Annotated in this window: 18 protein-coding genes; 14 read left to right on the plus strand and 4 right to left on the minus strand. The window is 71.3% G+C overall.

Going from position 1 to position 20,521, the window contains the following annotated elements:
* Positions 1–87 precede the first annotated feature (87 nt).
* The 5 genes from ACFYYB_RS38960 (at position 88) to ACFYYB_RS38980 (ending at position 5,718) form a co-directional block, all read left to right on the plus strand.
* Positions 88–858 (plus strand): response regulator transcription factor, encoded by a 771-nt coding sequence (locus tag ACFYYB_RS38960; RefSeq protein WP_243339450.1) that lies wholly within the window; start codon positions 88–90, stop codon positions 856–858.
* Between the two features lie 81 nt (positions 859–939).
* Positions 940–1,968, plus strand: a complete 1,029-nt coding sequence (locus ACFYYB_RS38965; protein ID WP_389442823.1) for a LacI family DNA-binding transcriptional regulator — start codon at positions 940–942, stop codon at positions 1,966–1,968.
* A 262-nt stretch (positions 1,969–2,230) separates the two neighbouring features.
* On the plus strand, positions 2,231–3,472 hold the full coding sequence (locus ACFYYB_RS38970) for a S1C family serine protease (protein WP_389442825.1): 1,242 nt from the start codon (positions 2,231–2,233) through the stop codon (positions 3,470–3,472).
* 63 nt (positions 3,473–3,535) lie between these two features.
* Positions 3,536–4,282, plus strand: coding sequence for a response regulator transcription factor (locus ACFYYB_RS38975; protein WP_389442827.1), 747 nt, complete (start codon positions 3,536–3,538; stop codon positions 4,280–4,282).
* Positions 4,279–5,718: an ATP-binding protein gene (locus ACFYYB_RS38980; protein ID WP_389442829.1), complete on the plus strand. Its 1,440-nt coding sequence runs from the start codon at positions 4,279–4,281 to the stop codon at positions 5,716–5,718. Before ACFYYB_RS38975 ends, ACFYYB_RS38980 begins: the two co-directional genes overlap by 4 nt.
* Here the strand turns inward: ACFYYB_RS38980 and ACFYYB_RS38985 are convergent.
* Positions 5,698–6,636: a phosphatidylinositol-specific phospholipase C gene (locus ACFYYB_RS38985; protein WP_389442831.1), complete on the minus strand. Its 939-nt coding sequence runs from the start codon at positions 6,634–6,636 to the stop codon at positions 5,698–5,700. The genes ACFYYB_RS38980 and ACFYYB_RS38985 overlap by 21 nt on opposite strands.
* A gap of 75 nt (positions 6,637–6,711) precedes the next feature.
* On the minus strand, positions 6,712–7,281 hold the full coding sequence (locus tag ACFYYB_RS38990; RefSeq protein WP_389442833.1) for a TetR/AcrR family transcriptional regulator: 570 nt from the start codon (positions 7,279–7,281) through the stop codon (positions 6,712–6,714).
* Positions 7,282–7,405: 124 nt separating this feature from the next.
* Here ACFYYB_RS38990 and ACFYYB_RS38995 point away from each other — a divergent pair, with 124 nt between their 5' ends.
* The gene (locus tag ACFYYB_RS38995; protein WP_389442835.1) at positions 7,406–8,185 is read left to right on the plus strand and encodes an alpha/beta fold hydrolase; all 780 of its coding nucleotides are present in this window, start codon (positions 7,406–7,408) and stop codon (positions 8,183–8,185) included.
* 63 nt (positions 8,186–8,248) lie between these two features.
* On the opposite strand, the gene ACFYYB_RS39000 is transcribed toward ACFYYB_RS38995, so the two are convergent.
* Positions 8,249–10,072 carry a bifunctional metallophosphatase/5'-nucleotidase gene (locus ACFYYB_RS39000; RefSeq protein WP_389442837.1) on the minus strand — a complete coding sequence of 608 codons (1,824 nt, stop codon included), beginning with the start codon at positions 10,070–10,072 and terminating at the stop codon, positions 8,249–8,251.
* A gap of 275 nt (positions 10,073–10,347) precedes the next feature.
* Between ACFYYB_RS39000 and mshD the strand changes: the two genes are divergently transcribed.
* On the plus strand, positions 10,348–11,280 hold the full coding sequence (gene mshD / locus ACFYYB_RS39005; protein ID WP_389442839.1) for a mycothiol synthase: 933 nt from the start codon (positions 10,348–10,350) through the stop codon (positions 11,278–11,280).
* A 42-nt stretch (positions 11,281–11,322) separates the two neighbouring features.
* Here the strand turns inward: mshD and ACFYYB_RS39010 are convergent, their stop codons facing one another.
* Positions 11,323–11,616, minus strand: coding sequence for a hypothetical protein (locus tag ACFYYB_RS39010; protein ID WP_389442841.1), 294 nt, complete (start codon positions 11,614–11,616; stop codon positions 11,323–11,325).
* Positions 11,617–11,977: 361 nt separating this feature from the next.
* Here ACFYYB_RS39010 and ACFYYB_RS39015 point away from each other — a divergent pair, with 361 nt between their 5' ends.
* From ACFYYB_RS39015 to ACFYYB_RS39045, 7 genes are all read left to right on the plus strand, one after another.
* Positions 11,978–14,308 (plus strand): RNA degradosome polyphosphate kinase, encoded by a 2,331-nt coding sequence (locus ACFYYB_RS39015; protein ID WP_389442843.1) that lies wholly within the window; start codon positions 11,978–11,980, stop codon positions 14,306–14,308.
* Positions 14,289–15,245 (plus strand): CHAD domain-containing protein, encoded by a 957-nt coding sequence (locus ACFYYB_RS39020; RefSeq protein WP_389442845.1) that lies wholly within the window; start codon positions 14,289–14,291, stop codon positions 15,243–15,245. The genes ACFYYB_RS39015 and ACFYYB_RS39020 overlap by 20 nt, the downstream gene beginning before the upstream one ends.
* A 301-nt stretch (positions 15,246–15,546) precedes the next feature.
* Entirely contained in the window at positions 15,547–16,683 is a 1,137-nt protein-coding gene (gene pstS / locus ACFYYB_RS39025; protein ID WP_389442847.1) for a phosphate ABC transporter substrate-binding protein PstS, read from the plus strand.
* 132 nt (positions 16,684–16,815) lie between these two features.
* The gene (gene pstC, locus ACFYYB_RS39030; RefSeq protein ID WP_389442849.1) at positions 16,816–17,805 is read left to right on the plus strand and encodes a phosphate ABC transporter permease subunit PstC; all 990 of its coding nucleotides are present in this window, start codon (positions 16,816–16,818) and stop codon (positions 17,803–17,805) included.
* Positions 17,805–18,887 (plus strand): phosphate ABC transporter permease PstA, encoded by a 1,083-nt coding sequence (pstA, locus tag ACFYYB_RS39035; protein WP_389442851.1) that lies wholly within the window; start codon positions 17,805–17,807, stop codon positions 18,885–18,887. The genes pstC and pstA overlap by 1 nt, the downstream gene beginning before the upstream one ends.
* 28 nt (positions 18,888–18,915) lie before the next feature.
* Positions 18,916–19,692, plus strand: a complete 777-nt coding sequence (gene pstB, locus ACFYYB_RS39040) for a phosphate ABC transporter ATP-binding protein PstB (RefSeq protein ID WP_389442853.1) — start codon at positions 18,916–18,918, stop codon at positions 19,690–19,692.
* Positions 19,693–19,943: 251 nt separating this feature from the next.
* Entirely contained in the window at positions 19,944–20,477 is a 534-nt protein-coding gene (locus ACFYYB_RS39045) for an FG-GAP repeat protein (RefSeq protein WP_389442855.1), read from the plus strand.
* Positions 20,478–20,521 lie beyond the last annotated feature (44 nt).

The raw sequence follows: 20,521 nt of genomic DNA on the forward strand, positions 1-20,521 counted from the left end.
AGTGCAGGTGCGGGCAGAGGTACAGGCTCACGCACCTGCGCACGCACACCAGCAGTACTTCCGCCCGACCCGGGCAGGTGGTCGGGCATGAGCTCACTCCTGCTCCTGACCAATGCCCTGCAGCCCTCGACCGAGGTCCTGCCGGCCCTCGGCCTGCTGCTCCACAGCGTCCGGGTGGCGCCCGCCGAGGGCCCCGCCCTCGTCGACACCCCGGGCGCCGACGTGATCCTCGTGGACGGCCGCCGCGACCTGCCCCAGGTGCGGTCGCTGTGCCAGCTGCTCCGCTCCACGGGGCCCGGCTGTCCGCTGATCCTCGTCGTCACCGAGGGCGGCCTCGCGGCCGTCACCGCCGACTGGGGCATCGACGACGTCCTCCTCGACACCGCGGGACCGGCCGAGGTCGAGGCGCGGCTGCGCCTCGCCACCGGCCGCCAGCAGCTGGGCTCGGACGACTCCCCGATGGAGATCCGCAACGGTGACCTGTCGGTCGACGAGGCGACGTACTCGGCGAAGCTGAAGGGCCGGGTCCTGGACCTGACCTTCAAGGAGTTCGAACTCCTGAAGTACCTCGCCCAGCACCCGGGCCGGGTCTTCACCCGCGCGCAGCTCCTCCAGGAGGTGTGGGGCTACGACTACTTCGGCGGCACCCGCACCGTCGACGTGCACGTACGGCGTCTGCGCGCGAAACTCGGGCCCGAGCACGAGTCGCTGATCGGTACCGTCCGCAACGTCGGGTACCGCTTCGTCACCCCGGAGAAGGTGGAACGGGCGGCGGCGGAAGCGGCCGCGCAGGCGGCCACGAAGGCGGCGGCCGAGGCCTCCGCGCGGGCCGCGGCGGCACTCACCCGGATGGACTAGGGGTCCGGTAAAGAAGCTGTGGGAATGACCTCCTCCGGACGCCCTGCCCAGAGGTAGGTCACCCCGCGTAGACTTCCGCGCGTGGCCAAGGTGACGCGGGATGACGTGGCACGACTTGCGGGTACTTCTACCGCCGTCGTGAGCTACGTCATCAACAACGGACCCAGGCCGGTTGCCCCGGCCACGCGCGAGCGTGTCCTCGCCGCGATCAAGGAACTGGGCTACCGCCCTGACCGGGTCGCCCAGGCGATGGCCTCGCGCCGTACCGACCTCATAGGCATGATCGTCCCCGATGCCCGTCAGCCGTTCTTCGCGGAGATGGCGCACGCGGTCGAGCAGGCCGCCGCCGAGCGCGGAAAGATGGTGCTGGTCGGCAACTCCGACTACCGCACCGAGCGCGAGGTCCACTATCTGCGGGCCTTCCTCGGGATGCGGGTCTCCGGCCTGATCCTGGTCAGCCAGGGCATGAGCGAGCAGGCCGCCTCGGAGATCGAGGCGTGGGACGCCCGCGTGGTCCTCCTCCACGAGCGCCCCGAGGCCATCGACGACGTCGCCGTCGTCACGGACGACATCGGCGGCGCACAGCTCGCCACCCGGCACCTCCTGGAGCACGGGCACGAGTACGTCGCCTGCATCGGCGGCATCGAGAACACCCCGTCCGTGGGCGACCCGGTGGCCGACCACGTCGAGGGCTGGCGCCGGGCCATGCAGGAGTCCGGCCGCTCGACCGAGGGCCGGATCATCGAAGCCCCGTACAACCGCTACGACGCGTACAAGGTCGCCCTCGAGGTCCTGGCCCGGCCCGACCGGCCCACGGCGATCTTCTGCGCCACGGACGACCAGGCGATCGGCGTGCTGCGGGCCGCGCGCGAGCTCCGCATCGACGTCCCCGAGCAGCTCGCGGTCGCCGGCTTCGACGACGTGAAGGAGGCGGCCCTCACGGACCCGCCGCTGACCACGGTCGCCTCGGACCGCCCGGCGATGGCACGCGCGGCGGTGGACCTCGTCCTGGACGACGCCCTGCGGGTGGCGGGCTCCCGCCGCGAACGCCTGAAGCAGTTCCCGTCGGCCCTGGTCATCCGCCGCTCCTGCGGCTGCCGCCCCTCTTAACGCGCCCTTCCACCGTTCCCCGGGGCCCGCCCCCGGACCCCCGCTCCTCAAACGCCGGAGGGCTGGGATCGTGCCTGGCCGGGGTCCGGGCAGCGCCCGGGGAACGGGCGAAGGCCGGGTAGGGGACAGCCCCGCAGGGCTCACGCACCCGCACCCGGGGCAACCGGGCCCAGTCCGGCCTTATATCGGGCATACACGGTTCTGTCGGGCTTCTCAGCCGGGACTCAGGAAGCTCTCATGATCCGCGGACAGAGTCATACCCATGACCGAGAACCTCCGCCGCGAAGGCGAGTACCCCCAGGAAAACCGCCCCCAGCAGCAGCCCGCCCCCTGGGGTGAGGACTGGCAGCGCGGTCGTGACCGGCTCGCGCAGGACGCCGCGTACCCGCCGCCGCCCGCCTACCCCCCGGCGGCCCCTGCCCCCGGCTGGCACGAGGCCCACGCCGCCCCGGTCATCCAGGGCGAGACCGTCCCCCAGGGCGAGACCGTCCCCCAGGGCGGCGGGAGCGGCGACGGCGGCTGGGCCACCTGGGGCGAGGCCGCCCCCGCGGCCCCCGCCCCGCAGGGCCAGGGCCACGCCCGGGCCAAGCGCCCGGTCGCCCTCCTCGCCGCCGTGGCCCTCGCGGCCGCCGTCGTCGGCGGCGGAACGGCCGCCACCGTCCAGCAGATGCTGAACAAGACCAACGGAGCCGGCACCGGCGTCAACGGCAGCACCATCTCCCAGTCGAGCAACGGCACCGTCTCCGGCGTCGCCCAGAACGTCAGCCCCTCCGTCGTCCGCATCGACACCCGCACCGGATCCGGCCAGGGCACCGGCTCCGGCATCGTGATCACCGCCGACGGCGAGATCGTCACCAACAACCACGTGATCGACGGCGCCGGCCAGATCCAGGTGACGATGAGCGACGGCAAGAAGTACAACGCGAAGATCGTCGGCACGGACCCGGACAAGGACCTCGCCCTCATCAAGCTGGAGGGCGCGAGCGGCCTCAAGCCCGCGAACCTCGGCAACTCCGACACCACCAAGATCGGCGACGAGGTCGTCGCCATCGGCTCCCCCGACGGCCTCACCGGCACGGTCACCAGCGGCATCGTCTCCGCGCTCAACCGCGAGGTGAAGGTCCCGAAGTCGGAGCAGCAGCAGTCCCCCCAGGACGGCTACCCCTTCTCCTACGGCGGCCGGCAGTTCAACGGGAACACCGGCACGGACACCACCTCGTACAAGGCCATCCAGACGGACGCCTCCCTCAACCCGGGCAACTCCGGCGGCGCCCTGGTCAACATGAACGGCGAGATCGTGGGCATGCCCTCCGCGATCTACTCCCCCTCCAGCGGCAGCGGCTCCGCCGGCAGCGTCGGCCTCGGCTTCGCCATCCCCGTCAACACCATCAAGGCCGACCTCCCCTCGCTCCGCAAGGGCGGCCCCGGCGGCGACGGAAGCAACAGCGGCAGCAACAACAACAACAACGGCAACACCGCGAACGGTTTCGGGACCTCCTTCTAGCCCGACTTCCAGGCGCCCGTGCGAGCCTGGTAGGAGACCGACCACCACCTGGGGGGACCCCGTATGAGCGCCGAAGGCGACCAGCAGCGCATCCTCGTCGTCGACGACGAACCGGCCGTACGCGAGGCCCTGCGCCGCAGCCTGGCCTTCGAGGGGTACGGCACGCAGACCGCCGTCGACGGGCTCGACGCCCTCGACCAGGCGGACGCGTACGCCCCCGACCTGATCATCCTGGACATCCAGATGCCGCGGATGGACGGTCTGACGGCCGCCCGCCGGCTGCGCGCCGCCGGCAGCACCACGCCGGTCCTGATGCTGACCGCCCGCGACACGGTCGGCGACCGCGTCACCGGCCTCGACGCGGGCGCCGACGACTACCTGGTCAAGCCGTTCGAGCTGGACGAGCTCTTCGCCCGCGTCCGCGCCCTGCTGCGCCGCAGCTCCTACGCCGCCCCCGCCCCCGGGGAGGGCGCGCCTGAGGACTCCCTCACCTTCGGCGACCTGCGCATGGACCTCGCCACCCGCGAAGTCACCCGCGGCGGACGCCCGGTGGAGCTGACCCGTACCGAGTTCACCCTGCTGGAGATGTTCCTCGCGCACCCGCGCCAGGTCCTGACCCGCGAGCAGATCCTCAAGACCGTATGGGGCTTCGACTTCGAGCCCAGCTCCAACTCCCTGGACGTGTACGTGATGTACCTGCGCCGCAAGACAGAGGCCGGGGGCGAGCCCCGCCTGGTCCACACCGTGCGCGGGGTCGGCTACGTCCTGCGCGCGGCCGGGGCCGGAGACCACCCCGGCGGTCCGGAGTGAGCCCCGCCGCCAGATTCCGCGGGCTGCCGCTGCGGTCGCGGCTCGCCCTGCTGGTCACCGTCGCGGTGGCGCTGGCCGTGGCGGCGGTCGCCTGCGTGAGCTGGTTCATGGTCCGCACGCAGCTGAACGACCAGCTGAACAGCTCCCTGCGCTCCACCAACGCCGGAGCACAGGCCAACCAGAGGCTGAACGAGATCAGGTGCCAGGACAAGGTGCCCGGCCCCTACGAGAACAACCTGAGCGCGCAGGTGCAGATCGTGCTCCCCACGGGCGGCCGCTGCTGGGTGGACGGGAAGAACAGCCTCCCGGTCACCGACTACGACCTCGAAGTGGCCAAGCGGCTGCGCGGGGCGATCCTGTACGACGGCAAGACCACCGACGGCACGCCCGTACGCGTCTACACCCAGCCGGTCGAGCTGACCTCCGGGCCGAACGTGCAGAACGCTGCGATCTCGGTGGCCAAGCCCCTCTCGGACGTCACCGAACCCTTGTCCACCCTGGCCTGGGTCCTCCTCTTCGTCTGCGGCGTCGGCGTCCTCGGCGCGGGCGTGACCGGCCTGTGGGTCGCCCGTACGGGCCTGCGCCCGGTCGACGAACTGACCGGCGCCGTCGAGCACATCGCCCGTACCGAGGACCTCACCGTCCGGATCCCCGACGAGGGCGACGACGAGATCGCCCGGCTGTCGCGGTCCTTCAACTCCATGACGGCCGCCCTCGCCTCGTCCCAGGAGCGCCAGGCCCAGCTGATCGCGGACGCCGGCCACGAGCTGCGCACCCCGCTCACCTCGCTGCGCACCAACATCGAACTGCTGGCGCGCAGCGAGGAGACCGGCCGGGCCATCCCGCCCGAGGACCGCAAGGAGCTGCTGGCCTCGGTCAAGGCGCAGATGACGGAACTGGCTTCGCTGATCGGCGACTTGCAGGAGCTCTCCCGCCCGGACGCGGCCGCCCCCGGCCCGCTCGGCGTGGTGGCCCTGCACGAGATCGTGGGGACGGCGCTGTCCCGGGCCCGACTGCGCGGCCCGGAGCTGGAGTTCGACTCGGACCTGGCGCCCTGGTACGTACGCGGCGAGGCGGCGGCCCTCGAGCGGGCGGTGGTCAACGTCCTGGACAACGCGGTGAAGTTCAGCCCGCCGGGCAGCACGGTCACCGTGTCGCTGCGCGCGGGCGAGCTGACCGTACGGGACCGCGGCCCCGGCATCCCGGCCGACGACCTCCCGCACGTCTTCGAGCGCTTCTGGCGCTCCCCGTCCGCCCGGGCCCTGCCCGGCAGCGGCCTCGGCCTGTCCATCGTGGCCCGTACGGTGCAGCGCGCGGGCGGTACGGCCGCCCTGCGCGCCCCGGCGGACGGCGGCCCGGGTACCGAGGCGCTGCTCAGCATCCCGGGGGCGCCGACTCCGCCGCCCGCGCAGGCGTCAGTTGTGCCGGATCAGTGAGGCGACCAGGCCGGAGCGGGTGTTGGGGAAGTCCATCGGGACGATCCCGAGCCCGGTCCGGCCGGACAGCTCCGAGCCGTCGACGAAGGCGTGCACCTGGGGGTTCAGACGGTCGGAGTTCCAGCGGGGCGGCAGGGCCGCGGCGGTGCTGGTGTAGTTCATGAAGAACTTGCCGGGCTGCTGGACGGCCTTGCGGAAGTGGTTCTCGATCTTGCCGCGCTTGGCGAAGGGTTCGGCCATGTAGTCGTCCTGGATGTCGAAGACGTTGCCGTCGCCGTAGCGCAGGCCGCCGGGCAGGCCGCCGTTGTCGGGCAGCAGCAGCACCTTGCCGCGGATCTGGCCGAGGGTGGGCAGCGAGTCGGCGACCTTGAACAGCGGGCTCCAGCCCCGGTTGTTGAGGTAGTCGTCGTAGACGGCGCGGAAGGTGGCGTCGCTCTCCTCGGAGTACTCCTGCTTGAGCCGCATCAGCACGGTCTCGGAGGGGTGCGCGGCGAAGAAGTTCCAGCAGGCGGCGAGGACGTCGCCGAACATCAGGTTCTGGTAGTACGCGCCGTGGTGGATCGCGAACGATCCGCCGGTCACCCGGCAGCGGACGTCGAGGAAGCGGATCCCGGAGCCGAGCTGGTCGGCGATGGAGGTGTTCTGGCAGGCGACGTAGAGCCCGCCCCTGGTGGCGCCCGAGTCGTGGGTGCCGGGGATGGTCATCCGCTGGAGGGGGGTGGCGTCGCCGAGCCCGCTCATCCAGTCCTGGGTGGAGAGTCCCGCGGCGGTCGCCGGCGCCGCGCCGAGCCCGGCCACGGCGCCCGCGGCGCCCAGGGCCGCCGCCCCCGCCAGGAAGCTGCGCCGCCGCAGCCCCGTGGGCGCGCCCGCGCCCGTATCCGTGCCCACTCCCACGCCCACGCCTACGCCCGCGCCCATGCCCGCCCCTTTGCCGACCCAGTGGTGGCCTGGATTATGGCGTGCGGAGCCCTGCATTACTACCCGCGGGTAGCGTCAGCTTTCGAGCAACTCCGCCATCAGGCGCAGGCCTTGGGCGAGGGACCGGCCGTCCGGCGCGTGCTCCGGGTCGGTCAGGACCTGCACCATGACCCCGGTCAGCAGCGCGATGTGCACCGATCCGAGGCTCCGTACGTCCTCCTCCGCGACCTCCTCGACGGGGACCCCGCTCAACTGCGCGGCCACCATGCGCCGGTTCTGCCGCTGCCCCTCCGCCAGGACCGCGAGGAGTTCCGGTGAGGACTGCGCGTGCACGAAGGCCTCGACGGAGGCGGTCCAGAGCCAGCGCATCTCACCGAAGTCCCGGATCTTGCGGTCCCAGGTGTCGGCGTAGCGCTCCCGTGCGGTGCCGCCCTGCCCGGTGAGCCGGCCCGAGCCCGCGGCCCACTCGTCCATGGCCGCGAACAGCGCCTGGTTGAGGAGCACCTCGCGGGTGCCGAAGTGGTAGCCGATCGCGGCCATGCTCACCTGCGCCGCCGAGGCGATGTCGCGCACGGTCGTCCGGAGGTAGCCCTTCTCCTCCAGGCAGCGCCGGGCTCCGGCCAGCAGGTCCTCGCGATTTCCCATGCCGGGATCGTATCCGCGGCAGAGTTTTGGGCAAGCGCGCTACACAATCGTATTGCGCGCTTGCCCAAATCCTGGCAGGCTGATCTCACGCCCACCGACCAGCACACACGGGGAGAGCAACGCCATGCGCCACGAGCTGAAGATCGACGACCGCACCCTGTCCTACCTGGACTTCGGTGGGCCCGGCCGCCCGCTGCTCGCCCTGCACGGCGGCATGTCCGAGGGCCTCGCCTTCGCCCCGCTCGCCGAGGCCCTGGGCGACAGCTGGCGGGTCATCGCCCCCGACCAGCGGGGCCACGGGGACTCCGACCGGGCCGCCGACTACAGCCGTGCGGGCTACGTCTCCGACGCCGTCGCCCTGCTCGACCACCTCGGCCTGGACGCACCCGTCGCCCTCCTCGGCTACTCGCTCGGCGGACTCAACGCCGTCCACCTGGCCGCCGCCCACCCCGAGCGGATCTCGGTGCTGGTCAACGCGGAAGCCGCCGTGGAGATCGACCCCGCCGACAGCGGCTGGATGGCCTTCCTCCGAGCCATGCGCTACTCCGCCCCCACCCGCGAGGAACTCCTCGAGGCGGCGGGGCCGGTGGGCGCCCAGTTCGTGGCCCAGGCCCTGCGCCCGCTGCCCGAGGGGGGCTGGCGACTGCCGTTCCACCCGCAGGACATGCTCGACTCCGTCGAGGCCTGCCGCGGCGACCACCGGGCCGCCTGGCTCGCGAGCGACTGCCCGGCCCTGCTGATCCACGGCACGCGCAGCACCTCCCTGCCGCAGGCCCAGGCCGACGCGATGGTCACCCGGCGGCCCGGGACCTCGTACACGCCCCTGGACGGCGACCACTTCCTGCCGTTCACGCACCCCGCGGAGTTCCACGAGGCCGTCCGCGCCTTCCTTGCGACGCGCTGAGGACCCCGGGAACGCCGAAGGGGCGGCGGGCCAGTGGCCCGCCGCCCCTTCTTCGCTCAGGTGCTACTTGATGACCGTGATCCGGTCCGCCACCGGCGGGGCCAGCGGCGCCGCCGCCGAGGAGTGCGCGCTCAGGTAGGCGTTGAAGGCGTCCAGGTCGGACGCGCCGACCAGCTTGTTCTTGTGCTCCTTCAGGACGCCGAAGCCGTCGCCGCCGCCCGCGAGGAACTCGTTCATCGCGACCCGGTAGGTACGGGCGGGGTCGATGGCCTCGCCGTTCAGCTTCACCGAGCCCACGACGATGCGGTCCGCGCCCGCCTTGGTGGTGTCCAGGGTGTAGGAGAAGCCCTTGGAGACCTGCAGGATCTTCGGGCTCACCCCGTTGACCGGGCCGCTGACCTGCTGCTGGAGCGCGGTGATCAGCTGGGCGCCGGTCAGGTCGACGACCGTCATCATGTTGGTGAACGGCTGGACCGTGTACGACTCCCCGTACGTCACCACGCCGTCGCCCTCGGCGCCGGCGGCCTTGTAGGCCAGGTCCGCGCGGATGCCGCCCGGGTTCATGATGGCGAGCTGGGCGCCGCCCTTGGCCGCCGGGGCCAGGGCTTCGAGCTGCGCGTCGGCGATCACGTCGCCGAGCGGCTTCTCGTACGCCTCCGAGCCGCGGCCCTGAATGTCGGCCGAGATGTAGCCCATGGGACGGTTCGCGATCGGCGCGGCCAGCGCGTTCCAGCGCTGGATGAGCGCGGTCAGGTCCGGGGCCTTGGGCTGGTCCCGGTTGACGACCTTCTGGACGACCAGCGGCGAGGCCACCGGCGTACGGACGATGTCCTTGGTCGCGCGGTCGTACGTCAGCGTGGTGTCCGTGAACAGCCGGCCGTAGGAGGCGGCCGAGGTGACCGTGCGCGGGTTGCCCGCCGGGTCGGGGATGTTGCACGCGTACGCCTGGTGCGTGTGACCGGTGACCAGGGCGTCGACCTTCGGCGAGACGCTCTTGGCGATGTCGACGATGGCACCGGAGACACCGGCGCCGGCGCCCGGCACGTTGCAGTCGTAGTTGTACGCGCCGCTCGCGGGCAGGCCGCCCTCGTGGATGAGGGCCACGATCGACTTCACGCCCTGCTTGTTCAGCTCTTCGGCGTACTTGTTGATCGTCTCGACCTCGTCACCGAACTTGAGGCCCTTGACCCCGTCGGCGGTCACGATGTCGGGGGTGCCCTCCAGGGTGACGCCGATGAAGCCGATCTTCACGTCCCCCTTCTTCCAGATGAAGGTGGGGTTCATCATCGGACGCTTGGTCTTCTCGTCCACCACGTTCGCGGCGAGGTACTTGAAGTCGGCGCCGCCGAACTCCTTGCCGTACTCGAAGCAGCCCTCGACCGGGTGACAGCCGCCGTACTGCATGCGGCGCAGCTCGGTCTTGCCCTCGTCGAACTCGTGGTTGCCGACGCTGGTCACGTCCAGGTCGAGGTCGTTGAGCGCCTCGATGGCAGGCTCGTCGTGGAAGAGCCCCGACACCATCGGGCTGGCGCCGATCATGTCACCGGCCGCGGCGGTGACGGAGTACTTGTGGCCCTTGCGGGCCTCGCGCAGACCGGTGGCGAGGTACTCGACACCGCCCGCGGGTATGGCCTTGGTGGTGCCGTCGGCCTGACGCTCGGTCACGTTGCCCGAGGAGCCCTGCGGGGGCTCCAGGGTGCCGTGGAGGTCGTTGAACGACAGCAGCTGTACGTCGACGGTGCGGCCGTGGTCCTGGCCGTATCCGTCACCACTCGCGGCTCCGGCCGGAAGGGCGGCGGCGATCATCGCACCGCCGGCCGTGGCCACGGCGAGGGCGGAGAGGGCCAACCGGCGGTTTCGGCGGTGCCGTTGTGGCGTCGCTGACATTTGTTCCCCTTTGCGGACAGCGATACATCTCGGGAGGTCTGCCCGAGCCTAGAGTCAACGCGCGTAGCGCGACAGGGGTACCGGGTATCGAGCTGGTTACACACAACCGACGGGGAGCCGACGACCGAGGCCTCGACGAGACGGTTCGCACACCGTCGGCGCGGCCGCTCACCGCCCTGCCGGCAGGCCGTCGGCGGGGCCGACCGCGCGGCAGTCCCGCCACCCGTCCGGGCCGCACCCCGCCGGGCCCCCGGCGTGGTCGTAGGCTCGGTTCCATGACTGACGACGCAGCAGTGATCCTGGAGCCGGGACGGCAGATCCAGACCCTCGACGAACTGACGGACGAACAGGCCGACGCCGTCCTCGCCCTGATCGAGGACGCGGCCCGCACCGACGGCACCACCGCCGTGTCCGAGCAGGGCCGGCTCCAGCTGCGCGGCGGGGCCAGGGAGGGGATCCGCCACTTGCTCCTCACCGCCGAAGGGCGGCTCACCGGGTACGGGCAACTGGAGGACACCGACCCGGTGGAGGCCCCCGCCGCCGAGCTCGTCGTCCACCCCGCGCTGCGCGGGCGCGGCCACGGGCGGGCGCTGGGCACCGCCCTGCTGGCCGCCTCGGGCAAGCGGATCCGGGTGTGGGCGCACGGCGGCAAGTCAGCGGCCCGGCACCTCGCGCAGGTGCTCGGCCTGACCCTGTTCCGCGAACTGCGCCAGCTCCGCCGCCCGCTCGGCGCGGATGCCGCCCCCCTGCCGGAGGCCGTCCTGCCCGCCGGCGTGACCGTACGCACCTTCGTGCCCGGCGCCGACGACGCCGCCTGGCTGGCCGTCAACGCGGCGGCCTTCGCCCACCACCCCGAGCAGGGCTCGCTCACGCAGCGGGACCTCAACGACCGCATCGCGCAGCCCTGGTTCGACGCCGCGGGCTTCTTCCTCGCGGAGCGGGACGGCGAACTGATCGGATTCCACTGGACGAAGGTGCACGCCGAGCAGCAGCTGGGCGAGGTCTACGTCCTCGGCGTACGCCCCGGCGCGCAGGGCGGCGGCCTCGGCAAGGCCCTCACCGAGATCGGGCTGCGCCACCTGGCCGCGGCGGGCCTGCCCACGGCGATGCTCTACGTGGACGCCGACAACCCGGCGGCCCTGGCCGTGTACGAGGGCCTCGGCTTCTCCACGCACGAGGTGGACCTGATGTACCGCACGGAGAGCTGACCGGCGCCTCTGGCCCGCCCCCGTCGGGCCAGAGGCGGGGTCCTACTCGGCGCCCAGCTTGCAGGCGGTCTCCGCGGTCCCCTTGGTCACACCGGCGCCCCCGGTCAGACCGGACACGCATGCGTCCTGGTCGCCGCTCAGCGCGATGGAGCAGGACGCGCGGACGGACGCCGGGGCTTCACCGCCGTGCAGCTCCCGCTCGACCTGGTTGATGCAGGCCGAGACGTCCGCGTGGACGGCCGGGGCCGCGTGCACGGCCGGGGCCGCCAGGGAGGCGCCACCGAGGGCGAGGGACAGACCGGCGAGGACACCGGCGATACGGGTCGACGTGCGCATGGGAGGTACCTGCTCTCGGGCATCACCGCGCGGCCCGGGCACGGACCTGCCCGCGGGAACGGCGCCGAGCACCCGCGGCCGGCGTACGGCCCGGGCCCGGTCCCCGTACCGGACCGGCTCGGCAGGACATCCCTCCCTCCTACCGACGCTAGATCACCCCCCGCCCCCACGCACCCGCAGGCCGCGGGCCCTCCCGCCCACGGACGACATCAGACGACCCCAGCCCGGACCCTGGAAGCCATACGCCATTAACCGGGCATTAATGCGCGGTCGCGAAGCTGACGCAATGCAGCCCCGACTCCGACTGACGGCCGACCCGTCCGACGCGCCTGTCCTTCCGCGTACGCGGAAGAATGGAGTCATGAGCCACAAGCCCAGCGCAGCCCCCTCCGAGGTACCCACCCAGCAGCCGCCGAACAAGTTCGCGTCCCCGTCCGCGCCGTCGGCCGCCGACATCTCCGCCGCCGCGGCCGCCCGCGCGGCGACCCCCGAGGCCGTGGCCGCGCGCGCCGCCACCGGCGCCCACGCCCGCCTGGGGTCCATAGCCGCCCACCGCCCGCACGTCGACCTGGAACCGGATCTCGACGCGGACCTGGACGCCTACGACGACAAGGACACCGGCGAGCTGCCCGCGGGCCGCTTCCTCGACCGGGAGCGCAGCTGGCTCGCCTTCAACGAGCGGGTCCTGGAGCTCGCCGAGGACCCCACGACGCCCCTCCTGGAGCGCGCGAACTTCCTGGCGATCTTCGCGAGCAACCTCGACGAGTTCTTCATGGTCCGCGTCGCCGGCCTCAAGCGCCGCATCGCGACCGGCGTCGCCACCCGTTCGGCCTCAGGCCTCCAGCCCCGTGAGGTGCTGGACCAGATCTGGACCCGCTCGCGCGAGCTCATGGCCCGCCACGCCGCCTGCTTCCAGCAGGACATCTCCCCCCAGCTCGCCGAGGAGGGCGTCCACCTCATCCGGTGGCCCGACCTCACCGAGAAGGAGCAGGCGCGCCTCTTCACCCTGTTCCGCAACCAGATCTTCCCGGTGCTCACCCCGCTGGCCGTGGACCCCGCGCACCCGTTCCCGTACATCTCCGGCCTGTCCCTGAACCTGGCCGTGGTCGTACGCAATCCCGTCAGCGGCCACCGCCACTTCGCCCGCGTCAAGGTCCCGCCGCTCCTCTCCCGCTTCCTGGAGGCCTCCCCGCAGCGCTACGTCCCGCTGGAGGACGTCATCGCCGCGCACCTGGAGGAGCTGTTCCCGGGCATGGAGGTGCTCGCGCACCACATGTTCCGCGTGACCCGCAACGAGGACCTCGAAGTGGAGGAGGACGACGCGGAGAACCTCCTCCAGGCCCTCGAGAAGGAACTGATGCGGCGCCGCTTCGGCCCGCCGGTGCGCCTGGAGGTCGAGGAGTCCATCGACCCCGGGGTCCTGGACCTGCTCGTGCAGGAGCTGAAGGTCAACCCGTCCGAGGTGTACCCGCTCCCCGGCCCCCTCGACCTCACGGCCCTCTTCGGGATCGCCTCCCTGGACCGCCCGGAGCTGAAGTACAAGAAGTTCGTCGCCGGCACGCACCGCGACCTGGCCGAGGTCGAGTCCGCGTCCGCGCCCGACATCTTCGCCGCGCTGCGCGAACGCGACGTACTGCTCCACCACCCGTACGACTCCTTCTCCACCTCCGTGCAGGCCTTCCTGGAGCAGGCGGCCGCCGACCCGGACGTCCTGGCGATCAAGCAGACGCTGTACCGGACCTCCGGCGACTCCCCGATCGTGGACGCCCTGATCGACGCCGCCGAAGCCGGCAAGCAGGTCCTCGTACTCGTCGAGATCAAGGCCCGCTTCGACGAGCAGGCCAACATCAAGTGGGCCCGCAAGCTCGAGGAATCCGGCTGCCACGTCGTCTACGGCCTCGTCGGCCTCAAGACCCACTGCAAGCTGTCGCTCGTCGTCCGCCAGGAGGGCGACACGCTGCGCCGCTACTCCCACGTCGGCACCGGCAACTACCACCCCAAGACGGCACGGCTCTACGAGGACCTCGGCCTGCTCACCGCGGACCCGCAGGTCGGCGCCGACCTCTCGGACCTGTTCAACCGGCTGTCCGGCTACTCGCGCCGCGAGACCTACCGCCGGCTGCTGGTGGCCCCGCGCTCGCTGCGCGACGGCCTGATCTCCCGGATCGACAAGGAGGCGGCGCACCACAAGGCGGGCCGCCCCGCGTACGTCCGCCTCAAGATGAACTCGATCGTCGACGAGGCACTGATCGACTCCCTCTACCGGGCCTCGCAGGCGGGCGTGCCCATCGACATCTGGGTCCGCGGCATCTGCGCGATCCGCCCCGGTGTCCCCGGGCTCTCGGACAACATCCGGGTCCGCTCGATCCTCGGCCGCTTCCTGGAGCACTCCCGGGTCTTCGCCTTCGGCAACGGCGGCGAACCCGAGGTGTACATAGGCAGCGCAGACATGATGCACCGCAACCTCGACCGCCGTATCGAGGCACTGGTCCGGGTCGCCGACCCGGCCCACCGCGCGGCACTGGACCGGCTGCTGGAAACCGGCATGTCCGACGCCACCACCTCCTGGCACCTGGGCCCGGACGGCGAATGGACCCGGCACAGCACGGACAGCGAGGGCCAGCCGCTGCGGCACGTTCAGGAGATGCTCATTGACGCCCGGAGGCGCCGGCGTGGCTCAGCCAAACCATGACCTGACCGCGACGACGGCAGGCACCGTACTCGGTACGTACCTGCGCGCGCAGGCCACCGCCTTCCTGCGGGGCCTGCGCCTGCACGAGGAGGGCTCCGCGAACGGGGGTGCCGAGGGCAGTGAGGCGGCGCGCAGCCTGCGGGGGGCCGCGCGCCGGATCTCCTGCTCCCTGTCCACCTTCAGGGCCGCGGCCGATTCCTCCTGGGCGGATTCGCTGCGCACCGAGCTGGTGTGGCTCTCGGCGACCCTGGCCGACGAGCACGCGTACGCGGCCCGGCTGCTGCGGCTGATGGACGCCCTGCAGCGGCTGTCGGGAAGTCCCGAGGTACCCGCTCCGCGCGGGACGGCGGGCTCGCTGACCGTGGGCTCGGCCCGCGCGGGCGCCCTGCTGGAACGCCAGCTGACCCTGGCCCGGACCCGGGCCCACTCCGCGACCCTGCAGGCGCTGGGCTCCTCCCGCTTCCACGCGGTCGCGGACGCGGTGGCGGTGCTGGCCTCCGAGGTCCCGCTGGACCCCGTAGCGGCCCGGGGGCGGGTCGACCAGGTCCTGGTGCCCCTGGCCGAGGTGGCTCATTCCCGCCTGTCCACGGCGGTGCACTCCCTGCCGGCCCCCTCGCCCTCGCACCCGTACGACGCGGACCACGACAGCGCCTGGAACGAGGTGCGCCGCCTGTTGCGCGTCCACCGCTACGCCCAGGAGGCCCTGGGCGGCGACGTGGCCCGCCTGACGGTCGCGGGCGAGGCCCTGACCCGCCACCGCGACGCCGCCGAGGCGGCGGCAGCCTCGGCCACGGCCGCCCGTACCCCCCGCATCGCCCCGGCCACGGCGTATGCCCTGGGCGTCCTGCACGCGGACCAGCGCCACGAGGTCGAAGCCTCCCGCGCCACCTTCCAGCACCTGTGGCAACCGGCCGGTTCCAGCCACGCCGGGGTCTGACTCGGACGGACCGGGGCTGCGGCACCGCACGCCCCCCGACGGTCACGCATCGGTAACGGCGGGATAACGGGAGATGACGCCGGATGCCGAAACCACCCCGACGCACCACCCCGCCCGCCACGGTTCACCATCCGTTCACTTACCCCGGTCGGCCGCTTCACCTGATCTGCCTAACTTCGGAGATGCAGGGAGCGAGTCACCGCGAAGGCGGACGATTCCTCCGGGCAACCGACGTAGTCCTCTTCGCACGCCGCCCCGATTCAGAAAGCGGCCGGCGGCTTCTGGAAGGAAACACCCGAAAGTGAAGCTTCAGCGCAAGAACATGCTTCGTGCCTCCGCCCTCGGGGCGCTCGTCGTGTCCGGCGCCCTGGTCCTCACGGCGTGCGGCTCGGACGACAACACCAAGACCGACGCGACCGCCTCGGGCAAGCCTTCCGCCGCCGTGGGCGACATCAAGTGCGACGGCGCCAAGGGCAAGCTCCTCGCCTCGGGCTCCTCCGCCCAGAAGAACGCGATCGAGCTCTGGGTGAAGGCGTACATGGCCGCCTGCCCCGGCGTCGAGGTGAACTACAAGTCCTCCTCCTCCGGTGAGGGCATCGTCGCCTTCAACCAGGGCACCGTCGGCTTCGCCGGCTCGGACTCCGCGCTGAAGCCCGAGGCCGTCGTCGAGTCGAAGAAGATCTGCACCGGCGGTCAGGGCATCGACCTTCCGATGGTCGGCGGCCCCATCGCCCTCGGCTTCAACGTCGCCGGTGTGGACAAGCTGACGCTGGACGCCACCACGATCGCCAACATCTTCAACGACAAGATCAAGAAGTGGGACGACGAGGCGATCAAGAAGCTGAACCCCGGCGTCACGCTTCCCGCCACCCCCATCCAGCACTTCCACCGCTCCGAGGACTCGGGCACCACCGAGAACCTCGGCAAGTACCTCAAGGCCGCCGCTCCCGAGGCCTGGACGTACGAAGCCGCGAAGAAGTGGCCGGCCCCGGGTGGCCTCGGCGCCTCCGGCTCCTCCGGTGTCGCCTCACAGGTCAAGGCCGTCGACGGCGCCATCGGCTACTTCGAGCTCTCCTACGCCTCCGCGCAGAGCATCAAGACGGTCGACCTGAACACGGGCGCCGCCGCTCCCGTCAAGGCCTCCTCCGAGACCGCCTCCAAGGCCATCTCCGCCGCCAAGATCTCCGGCACCGGCGACGACCTGGCCCTCAAGCTCGACTACGCCACCAAGGCCGAGGGTGCTTACCCGATCGTCCTGGTGACCTACGAGGTCGTCTGCGACAAGGGCAACAAGGCCGAGACGCTCCCGACCGTGAAGTCCTTCCTGAACTACACCGCTTCCGACGCCGGCCAGAAGGTCCTCTCCGAGAACGGCTACGCGCCGATCCCGGCCGAGATCAACGCCAAGGTCCGCGAAGTCATCGCGAAGCTCGCCTGATCCAGACCCCCGGGACCACCGGTCCGCTCCCCCCGTCCGGGGAGCGGACCGGCCCGGGGACCCTCCCCTCCACCCAGGGGATCCGGTGCACCGCCGCCAGGGGGCCTGCCCCCCATTCAGACCGGAAAGATCATGGTTTCCACCACACCCACCCAGATAGACACGGCTCCGCCGGTCTCCAAGAGCGGAAGGTCCACCGGCCGCGCCGGTGACAAGATCTTCGCGGGCCTCTCCAAGGGCTCCGGCATCCTGCTCCTGGTGATCATGGCGTCGATCGCCGTCTTCCTCACCTACCGCGCCTCGATCGCACTGTCGAAGAACGAGGGGAACTTCCTCACCACGTTCGACTGGAACGCGTCGGCCAACCCTCCCGTCTTCGGCATCGCCGTCCTGCTCTTCGGCACCGTCGTCAGCTCGATCATCGCGATGGCCATCGCGGTTCCGATCGCTGTCGGCATCGCCCTGTTCATCTCGCACTACGCGCCGCGCAAGCTGGCCGCCCCGCTCGCCTACGTGATCGACCTGCTGGCCGCCGTGCCGTCGATCATCTACGGCATCTGGGGTGCTCTCTTCCTCGTCCCGCAGCTCGCCGGCCTGAACCTCTGGCTCGACGAGTACATGGGCTGGACCTACGTCTTCGACAAGACCCAGGTCGGCGTCGCCCGCTCGCTCTTCACCGTCGGCATCCTGCTCGCGATCATGATCCTGCCGATCGTGACCAGCGTCAGCCGCGAGGTCTTCCTGCAGGTCCCGCGCATGAACGAGGAGGCCGCACTGGCCCTCGGCGCGACCCGCTGGGAAGTCATCCGGATGTCGGTCCTGCCCTTCGGCCGCTCCGGAGTCATCTCCGCCTCGATGCTCGGCCTCGGCCGCGCGCTCGGCGAGACCATGGCCGTCGCGACCGTCCTCTCCCCGAGCTTCCTGATCTCCGGCCACATCCTGGACCCGGGCGGCGGCACGTTCGCGCAGAACATCGCCGCGAAGTTCGACGAGGCCAACGAGTTCGGCCGCGACGCCCTGATCGCCTCCGGTCTCGTGCTCTTCCTGCTCACCCTGCTGGTCAACGGCGCCGCCCGGCTGATCATCGCCCGTCGCAAGGACTTCTCGGGGGCGAACGCCTGATGAGCCACGCACTCCAGGACCCGCGCCCCTCCCGGGACCGCCAGTCCGTCGCCCCCAGCAGCCTGACGCAGGGCCACCTGCCCCGCTGGGCCCCGGCCGGCATCGCCGTCCTCTCGGTCGCCCTCGGATGCGCCCTCGGCGCCGTCCTCGGGCTCCACAGCAAGATCCAGTGGGGTCTGCTGGCAGCCCTCCTCTTCGTGGTCATCACGTACACGGCCAGCTCGATCGTCGAGAACCGCCGCCAGGCCAAGGACCGGGTCGCGACCTCCGTCGTCTGGGTCTGCTTCACCCTCGCCCTCGTCCCGCTGCTCTCGCTGCTGTGGACGACGATCAGCCGCGGCATGAAGGTCCTCAACGGGGACTTCCTCGGCCACTCGATGAACGGCGTGACCTCCTTCGAGCCCGGCGGCGGCGTGTACCACGCCCTCCTCGGCACCATCGAGCAGGTCGCCCTGGCCACCGCGATCTCGGCCCCCATCGGCCTGCTGACCGCCGTCTACCTGGTCGAGTACGGCAAGGGCCCGCTCGCCAAGGCCGTGACCTTCTTCGTCGACGTCATGACCGGCATCCCCTCCATCGTCGCGGGTCTGTTCATCCTGACGACGTGGACCCTGATGCTCGGCTTCGGCCCCTCCGGCTTCGCCGGATCCCTGGCCCTGTCGATCCTGATGATGCCCGTCGTGGTCCGCTCCACCGAAGAGATGCTCAAGCTCGTCCCGAACGAGCTGCGCGAGGCCGCCCTGGCCCTCGGTGTGCCGAAGTGGCGCGTGATCCTCAAGGTCGTGATCCCCACGGCCATCGGCGGCATCGCCACCGGCGTGATGCTGGCCGTGGCCCGCATCGCGGGTGAGACCGCCCCGATCATGCTGCTGGTCTTCGGCACCCAGCTGATCAACAACAACCCCTTCGAAGGCGCCCAGTCCTCGCTCCCCCTCTACATCTGGGAGCAGTACAAGGTCGGCAGTGAAGCCTCCTACGACCGGGCCTGGGGCGCAGCCCTCGTCCTGATCGCCTTCGTCATGATCCTCAATCTGGTGGCTCGCGGCATCGCCCGCTGGAAGGCCCCCAAGACCGGTCGCTGACGCGACCACTGAAAGCGAAGTGACCACCATGGCGAAGCGAATCGACGTCAGCGGACTGTCCGCCTTCTACGGAACCCACAAGGCCATCGACGACATCTCGATGACCGTGGAGCCCCGCTCCGTGACGGCCTTCATCGGCCCCTCCGGCTGCGGCAAGTCCACCTTCCTGCGCACCCTGAACCGCATGCACGAGGTCACCCCCGGTGGCCGCGTCGAGGGCAAGGTGCTGCTGGACGACGAGAACCTGTACGGCCCCGGCGTGGACCCGGTCGCGGTCCGCCGCACGGTCGGCATGGTCTTCCAGCGCCCGAACCCCTTCCCCACCATGTCGATCTTCGACAACGTGGCGGCGGGCCTGCGCCTGAACGGCTCCTTCAAGAAGTCCGAACTCTCGGACATCGTGGAGAAGTCCCTCCAGGGCGCCAACCTCTGGAACGAGGTCAAGGACCGCCTGAACAAGCCCGGTTCCGGCCTCTCCGGCGGCCAGCAGCAGCGCCTGTGCATCGCCCGCGCCATCGCGGTCGAGCCCCAGGTCCTCCTGATGGACGAGCCCTGCTCGGCCCTCGACCCGATCTCCACCCTCGCCATCGAGGACCTGATCGGCGAGCTCAAGGAGCGCTTCACGATCGTCATCGTGACGCACAACATGCAGCAGGCGGCGCGCGTCTCCGACCGCACGGCCTTCTTCAACCTCTCCGCGGTCGGCCAGCCCGGCAAGCTGATCGAGCTCGACGACACGGACCGGATCTTCTCGAACCCGTCCGTGCAGGCGACCGAGGACTACATCTCGGGCCGCTTCGGCTAAACCGAGATGTGAACAAGCGTCCTGCGGTGCTGCATGGCGGTGCCACCGCAAGGCGAAAGAAAGAAAAGGGCCGGTTCCCCCTGGGTGGGGGGAACCGGCCCGCTTCCTTTTCCCGGCCCCGCACCCCCACCGCGGCGAGTGGCCCGGATCACATCACCCCTGTCCCCCGCTCGTCGGTCATACGTACGCCAACAACGAGTCGCGTACCGGATGCGGCCCTTGAGGCCGCCGCCGGACACCGGGGGGATCCTTTGCGTAGCACCACTTACCTGACGGCGGCCGCCTGCACCGCGGCCGTACCGGCCGTCACCGGACTGTCCCCCGCCACGGCCGCACCCGCCGCCCCGGCGAAGCCCCTGGCCGAGGACACGGCGGACTTCAACGGCGACGGTTTCGCGGACCTGCTGATCGGCGCCTCGTACGAGACCGGCGACGACGCGGCCACCACCGCTCACGCCGGCGCCCTCACCGTGCTGCGCGGCAGCAAGACCGGCATCACCACCACCGGCGCGAAGACCCTCACCCAGAACACCGTGGGCATCCCCAGCGCCTCCGAAAACGAAGACCACTTCGGTTCCGCGATCGCCGCGATCGACACGGACAAGAACGGCAAGCCCGAGGTCTACGTCGGCGGCAACGGCGAGGACGGCTACACCGGCCGCGTCTGGAACCTCGCCACCGCGCCCGCCACCGGCCTCACCGGCACCGGAGCCACCCGCTTCGGCCTGACCCACCTCGGCGGCGCCGCCGGAGCCTCCACCTTCGGCTACCGCTTCGAGGGCTGACCCGAGCCGCCCGCCCCCACATGCCAGTGCGCCCCGCCGGATCA

The sequence above is a fragment of the Streptomyces sp. NPDC002886 genome, assembly GCF_042888445.1.
In the GTDB taxonomy this organism is placed as follows: Bacteria; Actinomycetota; Actinomycetes; order Streptomycetales; family Streptomycetaceae; genus Streptomyces.

Coding starts and splice junctions, on each gene's coding strand:
- ACFYYB_RS39000 (WP_389442837.1), bottom strand. CDS start 10,072: ATGTCAGCGACGCCACAACGGCACCGCCGAAACCGCCGGTTGGCCCTC.
- mshD (WP_389442839.1), top strand. CDS start 10,348: ATGACTGACGACGCAGCAGTGATCCTGGAGCCGGGACGGCAGATCCAG.
- ACFYYB_RS38970 (WP_389442825.1), top strand. CDS start 2,231: ATGACCGAGAACCTCCGCCGCGAAGGCGAGTACCCCCAGGAAAACCGC.
- ACFYYB_RS38985 (WP_389442831.1), bottom strand. CDS start 6,636: ATGGGCGCGGGCGTAGGCGTGGGCGTGGGAGTGGGCACGGATACGGGC.
- ACFYYB_RS39010 (WP_389442841.1), bottom strand. CDS start 11,616: ATGCGCACGTCGACCCGTATCGCCGGTGTCCTCGCCGGTCTGTCCCTC.
- ACFYYB_RS39015 (WP_389442843.1), top strand. CDS start 11,978: ATGAGCCACAAGCCCAGCGCAGCCCCCTCCGAGGTACCCACCCAGCAG.
- ACFYYB_RS38990 (WP_389442833.1), bottom strand. CDS start 7,281: ATGGGAAATCGCGAGGACCTGCTGGCCGGAGCCCGGCGCTGCCTGGAG.
- pstB (WP_389442853.1), top strand. CDS start 18,916: ATGGCGAAGCGAATCGACGTCAGCGGACTGTCCGCCTTCTACGGAACC.
- ACFYYB_RS38975 (WP_389442827.1), top strand. CDS start 3,536: ATGAGCGCCGAAGGCGACCAGCAGCGCATCCTCGTCGTCGACGACGAA.
- pstC (WP_389442849.1), top strand. CDS start 16,816: ATGGTTTCCACCACACCCACCCAGATAGACACGGCTCCGCCGGTCTCC.
- pstA (WP_389442851.1), top strand. CDS start 17,805: ATGAGCCACGCACTCCAGGACCCGCGCCCCTCCCGGGACCGCCAGTCC.
- ACFYYB_RS38960 (WP_243339450.1), top strand. CDS start 88: ATGAGCTCACTCCTGCTCCTGACCAATGCCCTGCAGCCCTCGACCGAG.
- ACFYYB_RS38995 (WP_389442835.1), top strand. CDS start 7,406: ATGCGCCACGAGCTGAAGATCGACGACCGCACCCTGTCCTACCTGGAC.